This window comes from Nonomuraea sp. NPDC048916, assembly GCF_040649575.1.
GTDB lineage: Bacteria > Actinomycetota > Actinomycetes > Streptosporangiales > Streptosporangiaceae > Nonomuraea.
In genome coordinates, this window is sequence record NZ_JBEZFS010000051.1 from 1 (window position 1) to 12445 (window position 12445).

At 65.3% G+C, this 12445-nt stretch carries 5 protein-coding genes; 2 read left to right on the forward strand and 3 right to left on the reverse strand.

All coding sequences use genetic code 11. The features are described from left to right. Window positions 1-157: 157 nt before the first annotated feature. Together AB0C16_RS35760 and AB0C16_RS35765 are read right to left on the reverse strand one after the other, a co-directional pair. Entirely contained in the window at window positions 158-466 is a 309-nt protein-coding gene (locus AB0C16_RS35760; protein ID WP_357689812.1) for a hypothetical protein, read from the reverse strand. Continuing rightward, the gene (locus AB0C16_RS35765) at window positions 463-7911 is read right to left on the reverse strand and encodes a LamG-like jellyroll fold domain-containing protein (RefSeq protein ID WP_357689814.1); all 7449 of its coding nucleotides are present in this window, start codon (window positions 7909-7911) and stop codon (window positions 463-465) included. Before AB0C16_RS35765 ends, AB0C16_RS35760 begins: the two co-directional genes overlap by 4 nt. Before the next feature lie 517 nt (window positions 7912-8428). On the opposite strand from AB0C16_RS35765, the gene AB0C16_RS35770 reads away from it, so the two are divergent. Then, on the forward strand, window positions 8429-9073 hold the full coding sequence (locus tag AB0C16_RS35770) for a recombinase family protein (RefSeq protein WP_357689816.1): 645 nt from the start codon (window positions 8429-8431) through the stop codon (window positions 9071-9073). An 88-nt stretch (window positions 9074-9161) separates the two neighbouring features. On the opposite strand, the gene ltrA is transcribed toward AB0C16_RS35770, so the two are convergent. Further along, a complete protein-coding gene (ltrA, locus tag AB0C16_RS35775) occupies window positions 9162-10502 on the reverse strand; it encodes a group II intron reverse transcriptase/maturase (protein WP_357689818.1) in 1341 nt (446 codons plus the stop codon). A gap of 729 nt (window positions 10503-11231) precedes the next feature. On the opposite strand from ltrA, the gene AB0C16_RS35780 reads away from it, so the two are divergent. After that, window positions 11232-12371: a hypothetical protein gene (locus AB0C16_RS35780; protein WP_357689820.1), complete on the forward strand. Its 1140-nt coding sequence runs from the start codon at window positions 11232-11234 to the stop codon at window positions 12369-12371. Window positions 12372-12445 lie beyond the last annotated feature (74 nt).

The window sequence follows — 12445 nt, forward strand, 5'->3', positions numbered from 1 at the left end:
ATCGCGGCCCGTGGAACCGCCGCCCACCCGAGCGTCCCGGGCAGGCTGCCACGCCACCTATCCGCAGCGAACAGGACGACCAGGCAGAAATCTCCATCAGCCGAAATCGATCAAGAGGGACAGCCACCCCGTGAGTCATCGAGGCCAGTCGATGTTCTTACAATAAGGCCAGCCAAATAAGTCTAGACACGGCGATTGCGACGATGCCTGCGGCGAGCACTCGGAGAACCCACGATTTTACAGGCAAAAAAATGGCTATTGCCGCTGGGGCGCACGCCAGTCGCATCAAGAAGCTTGCCGCTTCTACCGCATCAGCATTAACTTGCGGTGGCACCACCAACGCCCATTCGAGTTTATAGACGTTGATGATAAAGCTCGCCCCAGCAAGGACTACTGCAATCATCATGCATAATACCCAAAGGGCAACAGCCCAAGTTTTCACGGATTCTCCGACTGCGGCGTTCATGCACACATCTGTCCATATAGGGGCCTGCATTTTAGGCCCAGAAAATCTTTCATTCGATCTTTATTGGCAAGCATAACCTTACCGTATGCCTGGGCATCCGGTAAGCGCCAACCTTGCGAGCCGCCATTATACCAGGCTCCGACGCGCTGCACCTCTTGATCGGTCCATTGGCCGCCAACGGCGTTGTGCGTCTCCCTCAAGTAATACGCCACAACAAACAAATTTGATGCCGGGTTTTGCAGCACATCTAGCACGTTGTTAATCACTTCCCTGACTGTCATTCCCTTCTTATTGGGGTATCCGAGTAGCTTAGCAGCTAAACCGATCTGCATCTGCACTTCTCCGAAGGATGTTTCAAGCGCGGCTTTGATGTCTCCTTTGCCCAGCCTCTTATAGAGTGCTGCGGTGTCGGCCCACGCTGGATCGCCTCCAACCTCGTTGTAGGCCACCGCGGCGAGAACCCAACTAGGAATTGCCCAGTAAGCCGCCGCAGCAGCAATGACATCCTTGTAGGCTATGACCCACCGATCTTTGAAGTCAAAAATTTGCTTTTGAGCTTGCGTCGGGTTTAGCAACTTATTCGTTGCATACTCGGCAGCATCTTTAGTTGTCCACTTTGGGCCCTTTACCTTCGCCCAGTGGCGTGCAAATTCGTTTGCTGCTCGGTGCATTGCCGTTTTATTGTCTTTGATCGGCGGACCCTCGGCGCAGGTGATATAGCAGCCATCCGGGTTCATTCCCGGATACTGGTTGTGATACGCAGCGGTAACGGCCCATAAAATTGAAAGCGCTTTATCGCTGAGGCTGGGATCATACTTCATCATGAAGTCGAGCTGAGCTTCCCAGCTTGCCTCCCAGAAGTCGATGACCTGGCCATCCGCCCTCTTCGGCACGGGCCGTCCGTTCTGCATCGTGCCGTTTCGTTTCGCATCTTCATCGTCGCTCCAGAAGAACTTCATCTCCCACTCCAACTGGAGCATTCGGAGATACTCCGGGTCGACGACGGCTCCGGCGCATCCCCAGATGTCGCAGGCGATGGGACCGCCGAATTCGCTCCTGCCGCAGGGTCCGACGCAGTAGCCGCCTTCGCCGCCGCTGTCTCCGATCACGATGCCGTGTTGGGTGTAGGTGTCGGTGACGGTCTGCTGGTCGTAACCACCGGCAGATGAGCCCCAGTTGTCGAGTTGGGTGGTGTAGTGGCCGGTGGGGTCGATGCCGGTCAGCGGTGAGGCGTTGGCGTAGGTGTAGCGGTTGGCCTGGACCGACGGGTTGGGGGTGAGATCTGCGGTGTCGCGGCTGGTAAAGGCGCCGGTGCCGGGCTGGTACCAGCGGGCGTGCATGTTGACCTTGCCGGTGTCCGGGTCGGTGTATTCACCCTGGTAGCCGAGGTTGGTCGGGGTTCCGGTCTGCGCGGTGACGGCGCCGAAGGGGTCGTAGGCGGTGGTGGTGGCCAGCGCGGTGGAGCTGAAGGTGGCGACCAGGTCGCCGTGCAGGTCGGTCATCGCGGCGAGGGCGGGGTTGGCGCCTTCCTGCTGGCCGAGCAGGCCACCGAACGGGTCGCGGCCGTACCTTGCTTGGACGCCGGCGCTGGTGTCGCTGATGGCGGCCAGGTCGTTGCCGAGCCCGGAGTAGGCGAAGGTCTGGTGGCTGGTGCCGCGGATGCGGGAGGTGAGGCGGTCGAGGGCGTCGTAGCTGTAGAGGCTGTCGCCGTCGGAGATCAGCCGGTCAAAGGCGTCGAAGGTGAGCTGGGTGGTGGTGCCGTTCTTGGTCTCGCTGGCCAGGGTGCCTCGCGCGGTGTAGGCGTAGGTGCTGCCGTCGCCTGAGGTGAGGCGGTTGCGTTCGTCGTAGGTGTAGGTGTTGGCGCCGGCTTTGGTGCGGTTGCCGGATGCGTCCCATTCGTAGGCGGTGACCGCTCCGCCGGGGGCGGTCCAGGAGGTGAGGCGGCCTGCGTGGTCGTAGGCGTAGGTGTTGGTGCCGGCTCCGGCGGTGCCGGCGGTGGTCTTGGTGGTGAGGTTGTCGTCCTTGTCCCACCCGTAGGTGATCTTCGCCAGCTGGGCGCCGGTGTTGCGCTTGAGGGTGTGGGTTTCCAGCCGGTCCATCGCGTCGTAGGTGAAGGCCTGGCTGTCGGTGGCGGTGGCGCCGACGGCGGCGTTCATGGAGGTGAGGCGGCTGGCGGCGTCGTAGCCGTAGGTGAGTTTGCGGCCGGTGACCGGGTCGGTGGCGGTGGCGAGGCGGTTGGCGTTGTCCCAGGTGAACGCGGCGGTGCCGGCGGCGTCGATGCGCTGGGTGGGGTTGCCGAGCTCGTCGTAGGCGTAGCTGGTCTGCACCGCGCTGCCGCGGGTGATGCTGAGGGGCAGGCTGCGGTCGTTGTAGTCGACCGCCAGGTCACCGATCACGGTCTGACGGCCGGCCAGGTCGTAGCCGAAGCTGCGTTCCGCGTTGGTGGCTCCGCCTCCGGCGCCGGATTCGGCGGTGAGGCGGCCGAGGTGGTCGAAGGTGCGGTCGATGCGCACCCCGCCGGGCTGCAGTTCGGCGACCGGGTTGCCGGCCGGGTCGTAGACGGCGGTCCAGGTGCGGTCGGCGGCGTTGGGGTGGGCGGTGGTGGTCGGTTCGGTCACCGTCTCGGCCAGGCCGAGGCTGTTGTAGCCGGTCCAGGTGGCATTGCCGCGGCCGTCGGTCAAGCGGGTGCGGGCGCCGCTGGCGTCATAGCCGAACCCGGTGGTGATCGACTCGCTCGCCGAGACCGGCTCGACCAGCGAGGTGACCCGGCTCAGCGCGTCGAAGGTCTGAGTGGTGACGCGGCCTTCGGGCGAGGTCGCGCTAATCGGGTTGCCAGCCGGGTCGTAGCTCGTGCTGGATGTGCGCAGCACAGTGCCGGAGGCGTTCAGGTCCTTGACGGCGGTCTTGCGTCCGGCCAGGTCGTAGTCGGCGGTGCTGGCGTTGCCGAGCGGGTCGGTGGTCTTGACGAGGCGTCCGGCCAGGTCGTAGTCCAGCGTGGTGGTGTTGGTGGCAGGGTCGGTCTGCGCGATGACCTCACCGGCGGCGTTGACCGTGTAGTTGGTGGTCTTGTTGCCCGGCGCCACCGTCTTGGTCAGATACCCGGCATCGTTGTAGGTCAGCGTCGTGGTGTAGGCGGCCGTGCTCGGCTTGCGCTCGACCACCGTCTCGGTGATCTTCCGGCCGAGATCGTCGAAGGTGGCCTCGGCCCGCGCACCGGTCGGATCCACACCCGCCAACTGCTCACCGGCCAAGTCGAACTCGGCCACCCAACGACCGGCCGTCTGACCGGATGGGGCCGGGTCGCTGACGCGCACCTGACGGCCGAGCCGGTCGTACTCGAACGTTCTGGTGCTACCGCGCGGGTTGGTGGTCGAGATCAACTGCCCGGCCGGATCGTAGGCGTGCGTGGTGGCAGGGGTGACGGCGGTGCCGCCGGGCGGGGTGTAACTGGGCGCGCTCTTGCTGGTCAGCCGCCCGGCCTTGTCGAAGACCGAGGTGAGCGTGCGGCCCTCAGCGTCGGTCTCATGGGTTGTGGCGCCAAAGGTGTCGTAGCCGTAGCGGGCCGACGGTCGTGCCGTGTTCGCCGTGCCGGCCTTGTCGATCTGCACCTCGGGTGCGGTCACCTGCACCAGGCGGCCGAGCAGGTCGTAACGCATGGTGGCGGTGAAGTCCGCCGGGTCCGCCCCGTTGGTGTTACCGCGTGGGTCGGTGGAGGCGGTGACCAGGCCACGGTCGTCGTAGGTGGAGGTGGAGACGAGATCCTCGGCGCCGTTCTCCACTGTGGTCCGGGTGACCTGGTTGACCTTGTTGTAGACGTACTCGGTAACCTCCGTGCGCGTGGTCCCGGCGCCGGTGCGCGTGGTATTGGTGATGTTGCCGTTGGCGTCATAGACGTACGCCGTCTTGCGGTCCAGCACGCCGGGGTCGAACGTCTGGGAGGTGAGCCTGCCGGCCGCGTCGTAGACGAACGCGGTCGTCGCCGTTCCGCCACCGGTCACCAGCTTGGTCTGCTTGCCCGCCGCGTCGTAGGTGTGATCCTCCAGTACGACGTCCTTGGTGGTGGCCGAGCCGTTCAGCTTGACGTCGTCGGCGATCTTCTTGGCCGGCAGGTTGTCGGTGAAGTACATGTAGGAGGTCTGGCGGCCCATGGCGTCCACCTGGGCGACCAGCCGGCCGGCCGCGTCGTAGGCGAACGACTCCAGCAGCACATCCGTAGCCGGCTGCGGGTTCACCGGGCTGCCGGTCCAGCCTTTCAGCGTGCGCGTCGTGAGCTGGCCGCGATCGCTGTAGCCGTGCTCCACGACCGCACCCCGGGCGTCGGTCACTTTGGCCAACTGGCCGAGGCTGTTCCACTGCTGCTGAACGACTCCGCCCTCGGGACCGGTGACCGTCGCCACCCGGCCCAGGCCGTCGTAGGTATAGGCAGTGACCCGCTCGGCCTGGCCGCCCGTCAGGTCGGAGATCTTCTCGCTGAGCTTGTTGCCATCCGGGTCGTAGGCCAAGATCGTCCGCTTGGTGTGCGTGACATCGGAGATCTCGTTCTTCACGCCCGGTTCGGTCTCGGTCAGCAAGCGGCCGAGCGCATCGTAGGTGAACGTGGCCGTCACACCGGCCGGCTGCGCCTGGGAGACCTGTGCTTGGCTCGTCATGCGGCCGAGTGTGTCGTATGCCAGCCGGACGATCAGGCCTTCGGGGTTGGTCTGCTCGGCCAGGTCACCTGCCGAGGTGTAGCGGTAGGTCCACGTGTTGTTGCGGGCGTCGGTCTGCGACGCGGGCAAGCCCGCCGGGGCGGTGCCCCCGCCCACCGCCGCTTCGGTGCCATCGGTATAGGTCAGGGTGACCGAGCGGCCGTTGGGGAAATCGAGCGTGGCCGGTGTTGTCTGTTTCGTCGCCTCGCCGTGCTCGTTGTATTCCAGCGTGGTGGCGTAGGTGTTGTCCGTCCCGCTGGAGGAGCGTGCATCGCGGTAGGTGAGCTGGCGGTCGTTGCGGGGGTCGAACTCGTTGCTTGTGTTCACGTGGTATGTGGTGTACGCGGTCTGGCAGTTACCCGCCGCGCGACATGATGTGCCACTGAGTGGATTGCCGCGTTTGTCGTTGGTCCAGGTGAAGACATTGTCGTTCGGGTCGACGACCTTGGCCTGGAAGCCGCCGGTGTCGTAGTCGTAACTCGTCTCCTGGCCCAATTGGTCGGTCACCGACACGACTCGGTTACCGCGCCAGATGCTGTGCACCGTAGCGACCGTCTTGTTGTTCGGAGCGGTCACGGTGACCGACGACGTTCCGGCGGTGGTGTCGACCACCGGCGCCGGGATCTGCCAGGTGCCGCCGTGCTGGTCGGTGTGGGTCTTGATCCGGTCGGTGGCCGCGTCGTAGGTGTTGTCCGCCCACACCCGTCCCGACGGGAGCGTGATCTTGGTGAGTTTGTTCGGTGCCTCCAGACGGGCCGCGTGGTGCTCCTGCACCTCGGCCTGCGTCAACGGCCGGTCATATACCGCCGCCTCATCCAGCTGTCCCTGGAAGTGGGTGCTCTCGGCCGGCCAGCGCCACCCCAGCTGCCCGCCGGCGAACTGCGCCACCGACGTCCACGACCAGATGTCTCGCGGCGACTGCAGCGTCCCCACCAACTGCCCGTCCAGATACAGCCGGTCGGTTCCGTCATCCGCTGTCAGCACCGCGTGATGCCACTGCCCGTTGTTGACCGCACCCGAGCTGGTGATCGGGGTGTACCACTCATCATCGTCCTCGAGCGCCCGGAACTGCGCCCGCAGTTTCCCATCGGTGCCGATGTAGATGGCCGCCCCGGAACTGCCGCTCTCCCCGGCGGAGAAGACCACGCCGGGCTGGCTGGTCTTGAACCACACCTCCACCGACGCCTGCCCGGCCAGCCGCCCGATCACGTTGGGCCGCAGCGTGACGGAGCCGACGGCCAGGCCGCCACTCGCCGTTATCGCAGTGTCACCCGTACCGGCCAAAGCGCCCGGCTGCCCCCGGGTCACCGAACTGTAGGCGGCCGGGCCGGCACCCCACCCGAGATCGGCTGCCTGCGTGCCGGACGTCTCGTTCAACCGCCAGTACCCGTACGGGTCCGAGTCCAAAACGCGTGACCGATAGGCTGATCCGCTGCCATAGGCGTAGCTGGTGCAGTTCGGTTCCGCCACCGGCGAGCACGAGGCCGTCAGCCGATCCCCGTCATACTGGTAGGTCCACGTCAGCGCCGCGCCGTCCACCGGGTCGGTCGCCACGCTCGTGACGTGGTTGCCGGTCCAGGTGAAGTGCAGCGACCGGCCCGCCGAGGTCACCGACGCCAGCTTGCCGTTCGTCCCGTACACCAGATCCTGGCTACGGCCACGACCGTCGCGGACCTGCAGCAACCGGCCCGCCGCGTCGAACAGGTACGAGGTCGATGACTTGTCCATCAACCGCCAGCCACCGCCCGTCTGCACGGCCAGCGTGAAATGCATCCCCGGCGGGGACTGAAACGTCCCATCCCCGTTCGCGGCGAACCGCAGTACCCGCCCATCCGACTGCGTGACCAACAACCCACCGAGCTCGGGGACGACCTTCATGTCCCACCGCGTCGACCAGCCCGCGCCGAACATCCCATCAACCCGCGCATCCAGCGTGTTGTAGGAACGCACCACCGACAACGCCGGCCCCACCGCCGCCACCTGCGCATCGATGAACGCGGTCGTATAGTTGCCCACCAACTGGTGGAACTCCTGTCCGCTCACCCCACGCGCCGACAGTTGCGAACCCACCACCGGCTGCTTCACCCCGGTCGTGAACGAATCCGGATCCGACGTCGTCACCGCCAGCGTGCCCCGGTCCTTGGCCGTCACCTGCCAGAAGTACTGCTTGCCCCACGCCAGCTTGCCCGCCGGCACCCGCCAGGTGTTGACATCGCTCTGCACCGCCGACGAGAAACACCCCGACGACATCGAATAGTTGTTACACACCTTGAACGTGTAATCGATGCCGTTCGCACTCGTCACATACGCCAGCAACAGCGGCGTCCGCGTCCCGACCAACGCCCAATCCAGCGGGAACCTGTCCTCGACCAACGGGACACAACACGCGGCATCCAACTGCTCGGCCCGCGCCACCCCACCCGGCAACACCCGCTCCGTCGACAGCAACGCCGGCGCCTCGTCACCACGCCCACGCTCCAACGGCAACGCACCCTTGGGCCGCCCGGCATCCTCACCCGTCGCCCGACCCGCAGCCCTACCATCGTTCGAGGACGTCACGGCCGACTCCACCAGCGATGGCAAGATGCCCGCCGTGCCGGCCATCTGTTTGGGTGTGGTCACCGAAACCTGACCAGCGACCACCGCGCTCACCACGGCCGCCTGCGAGGATCCAGCGAAAAGCGTCAGCAACCCCGGAATCAAAGCGGCCAGCAGGACCGCAACCCGGAAACGAGCCCATGCCAAATAGCGGCGCATACGCCGTCACGCTCCGAACCACAACGAGGGACACCCACCATGTGGGCGCCAGACGTCGCTCCACCCCACCCGGCAGGAATCCTGACTCGTGCGGCTCTGGAGCACTTGATCAAACGGGCAAAGCGTAACTTCCGCATGATCACTCAACAAGAGCTACTTTGGCGATCAATTGGACACGGAACGCGACGTACTAGATAAGAGAGACCAAAAGCTATAAGTGGGACGCAAGTGCACAGATCGCCAAAAGCGGTCATAGCCCCTCGTTGATCGCGGCGATGTGGATCGTGGCTTCGTGACGGACGGCGAGCTTGTCGAAGCATGTGGCCACGACTCGGTGGCGTTTGAGCCGGCGACATCGTTCGACCTGCGCGGGGCTCGATCGACCTTCAAATAACGATCGTTATTTGAAGACCCATCGGACCGGGCCGCCAAAGCCCCTCAGATCCTTCAAAAACTCGTTCAACAACCTCGGCGGTTCAACAACCTCGCAACACCGTTTGTTGAGAGGATGACGGGCGTGACCGACGCCCTGCAGCCGCCCACCGACCCGCTGGCCGCCTTCCCCGCCCACCGCAGCGAGATCCGCATCGGCTACGCCCGGGTCTCCACCGCCGGGCAGAACCTCGAGCGCCAACTGGATGCGCTGAAGGCGGCCGGCTGCCGACGCGTGTTCGCCGACAAGAAGTCCGGCAAGAGCGCCGAGCGCCCAGAGCTGGCGGCCTGTCACGCGTTCCTGAACGAGGGCGACATCTTGGTCGTGCCCAGCCTGGACCGCTACGGCCGCTCCCTGGCCGACCTCATCACCATGGTCGGCGAACTACGCAGGCGCGAGATCGGCTTCACCTCGCTGCACGAGAACCTCGACACCACCACTCCCGGCGGCCGCCTGGTCTTCCACGTCTTCGCCGCCCTGGCCGAGTTCATCCGCGAACTCATCGTCGCCGGCACCCGCGACGGCCTGGCCGCCGCCAAGGCGCGCGGTCGCACCGGCGGCCGGCCCACCGTCATCACCCCCGAGCTGCTGCGCGCCGCCCGGGACATGCTGCCCAACCCCGAGAACTCGATCACCTCGATCGCCAAGCTGCTCGGCGTCAGCCCGGGAACGCTGTACAACCACATCCCCGACCTACGCCAACTCCGCATTAGCCAAACAAGCGCATAGCCTCCCCACACAGAATCGAGTAGGAGGGTGAGGTCACCTCACCCTCCTCTCACACCACCGGACATGCGGGCCCGCATCCGGCGGTTCGTCAAGCCGTGGTTCTGAGCCTGCGCCAGGTGTTCTGGAGTCCAAGCAGGCCAAGGTCGTCCCAATGAATGTTGGGCAGTGCCCGTTTCAGGACCGGTGACCCGGCGATGCGCCAGTACCCCTTGCTGCTCGCAGCCCACTCACGCGCGGCGCGGTCGGGGATGCCGAGTTGGCGGAGATTGCGACGCTTGGCCGAGTAGCGTTTCCATTCCTTCCAGCGGATCTGCCGTAAACGACTGCGTAACCACTCATCCAGATCGCGGAGCCTGCTTGCCAGGTCCGCGAGGTGGAAGTAGGCCATCCACCCCGAGATGAAAGCGTTGAGCCTGTCCATTCTGCAGATCATCGACACGCTCCACCGCCGGCGGGTCAGCTCCCGGATGCGATCCTTCAGCCGCTTGACGGCCTTGGGATCGACCCGGATCCTCACACCCGACCGGGAAAAGTAGAACCCGAACCCCAGCAGCGTCGCCTCGCGAGCGTGCCGGACCGAGGACTTGTCCCGGTTCACCTTGAGTTTCAGCCGCTGCTCGACCACGGTCGTGACCGAGTCGAGCACCCGTTGGGCGGCTCGCCTGCTGCGCACGAAGACCCGTAGGTCGTCGGCGAAGCGCACGAACCGGTGACCGCGCCGCCACAGCTCCCGGTCCAGATCGTCCAGCATGATGTTCGACAAGATCGGCGACAGCGGAGAACCCTGCGGGGTTCCCTCCACCGACGCCCGGACGATCCCATCGATCATCACCCCGGCCTCCAGATACGCCCGGATGAGCTTGAGCAGCCTGCGATCAGTGACCTTGCGCGCCACCCGCGCCATCAAGATGTCGAAATTGACCCGGTCGAAGAACCGGTCAAGATCGACATCTACGACCCAGCGGTGACCGTCCTCGATCGCCCGCCGCGCGACCCGCACCGCCTGGTGGGCGGACTTGCCGGGACGGAACCCGAAACTGGCCCCGCTGAAACACGGGTCGAAGATCGGCGTCAGGACCTGCGCGATCGCCTGCTGGATCAACCTGTCCAGCACAGTGGGCACTCCCAGCAACCTCTCCCCTGATCCTCCGGGCTTGGGGATCACCACCCGGCGGACCGGCGAAGGCCGGTACGTGCCCGCGTCCAACGCCTCCCGGACACCCGCCCAGCGCTCCCGGATCCACCCACGAAGTTCCTGCGTGGTCATTCCGTCCACACCCGGCGCGCCCCGGTTGGCCTCTACACGCCTCAACGCCCTGCCCAGATTGCCCGGCGAGAGGAATTCCTCCCACGACGACGCCTCCAGGCCCGGGATCACCGCCTCCGATAAGGGCGCCGACCGGCCGCTACGCTCCGCACTGGTACTCACCGGGATTCACCGGCCCCTCCCAGCAGCGGGCCCGCCTCACGCGGGATGGCTGCGATCACCGCGACCGGCACGAGCACCTCACCCTCGACAGTGGTACTTGACGTTCGGCCCTTCCCGGCTGATTGTCCGTTCCCCTCACCGGTACTACGGCCTCTGCTGACTTCTGCCCGGTCAGACCCGCCCTCTCAGACGAACCCGTCGGCGCGGCGACAACGACAGCACAACCGACACCCGAACAGATCTCCCCAGGTAAGAATGATCGCCTTCCCCCTGCGCCCGCCGCATTTACCTGACGATCCTGTCGGTGATGACGGGCTTCACCTTCCGTTGCAGGCTCACCCAGACCCATCCGGCCTCATACGCGGTTCGTGTCCCTCGGTGCAGGGTTTCGCCTCGGGCTTCCTCCAGACCCCGCCTCACGGCGACGCCCTTGCCTCCGGCTCGGAGTTAGCACCACCTCTTCCTCCAGGGGACTTTCACCCCCAGGCAATCGCCCATGCTGGGCGCACAACGAAGAAGGCCACCACTGGTAGTGGTGGCCTTTCGCGGATCTCCTGGTGGGCGGGCCCCGGCGGACAGAAGGGGAGAGAGTCCCCGCGCCATGTCCCGATCAAGGGAGCCGACTCTCAGCGGACATCCAGATCACGAGATTCCTGACGGCCAGGTAAATAACGATCGTTGACGTTGCCTGTTCCGTGTTCGCCCCGAACAGCAGGACGGTGTTGGAGGATGAACGCCGTGGCGGTGGACTTGAGCTCCTACGAACTGGTTTGGCCGACAGCGCTGTTCGTCGCTGAGGGAGGACGAATCGCGCGCTCTGGTGGTCCGTTGTGGGACGAGCGAGCGCGATGGCTTCTCACAGAGGCGTTGTCGGGGACGACGGCGGTGGCGGACTTCGACGACGCGGCGAATCTCAAAGAACGCCAAAACATCGATCCATGGGCAACTGCGGCACCATCGCCGTGGGATTCAGCGGGGGGCGGCCAGCGAGAATGGTTTGCCGAGCTGATCAACCGCGCGGACGAACTGCGACAGGCGTCGTCTCCTCGACCGTACTGGCCGCAGCGTCACGCCCAGGCGGTCCACGCGGGGATCGGGCCAGACACCCGACGGGAGTTCACCCGGATCGTTGACGAGTTCTACGACAACGGCTACCTCGCCGAAGCGTTCGGCAAGGAGTGTGTCGATGATGATCGTTACTCGCTGCCAGAAGACCCAGCGGGAATCATCGAACGGCGCTGCGGGATCGCCGGACTCTGGCCGCTGCGCCCGGATACATGGGACGAGGACACCTTCTATGGACTGGTGGAGGTCTTCCATGATCTGGTCAGTCGGCCCCGCCATCGCTCGTACCACTCATATAACGGGTGCGGTTGGCATTACTCAGAGTTCCATGCCGTGCCAGCACGGATGCTGTACTGCTGGAAGATCAACCCCATCCTGCGTTCCGCCGGAATCGACTACGAACTCGCCGCCGAAGGCGAGGACCGCGGGCGCCTGGTAGCGGTCACCGATGACGCACGAGCCCAGCTTGTCCACCAGGTCCTGAACACGCCCGTACCTGGCGTCAAGGAACGCATCGACCACGCGATCGCCCTGTTCCGCAGCCGCGCCACGTCCTCGGAGAGCAAGCGTTCAGCGATCGTCGCGCTGGCCGGCATTCTGGAAGAGCGCCGCCAGCTGATCCGCGACGACCTCGGCAGGCCAGACGAAGGGGCGCTGTTCGAGATCGCCAACCGCTACGACCTGCGGCACCGTAGGGCCGACCAGCACGGCGACTACGATCCACTGTTCCTGGACTGGATCTTCTGGTGGTTTCTGGCGACCGTGGAACTCACCAACCGTTTGATCACCGCCCGCCAGAAGTGACTCGAGGGTTGCCCGAGGACACGTGTGCGCCGGCGGAAACCCTCGGCTCTCATGCCCAGGCGCGGCATGCTGCG

Excerpts from the sequence above, each read along its gene's own strand:
- AB0C16_RS35760 (WP_357689812.1), bottom strand. The coding sequence starts at position 466 with ATGAACGCCGCAGTCGGAGAATCCGTGAAAACTTGGGCTGTTGCCCTT.
- AB0C16_RS35765 (WP_357689814.1), bottom strand. The coding sequence starts at position 7,911 with ATGCGCCGCTATTTGGCATGGGCTCGTTTCCGGGTTGCGGTCCTGCTG.
- AB0C16_RS35780 (WP_357689820.1), top strand. The coding sequence starts at position 11,232 with ATGAACGCCGTGGCGGTGGACTTGAGCTCCTACGAACTGGTTTGGCCG.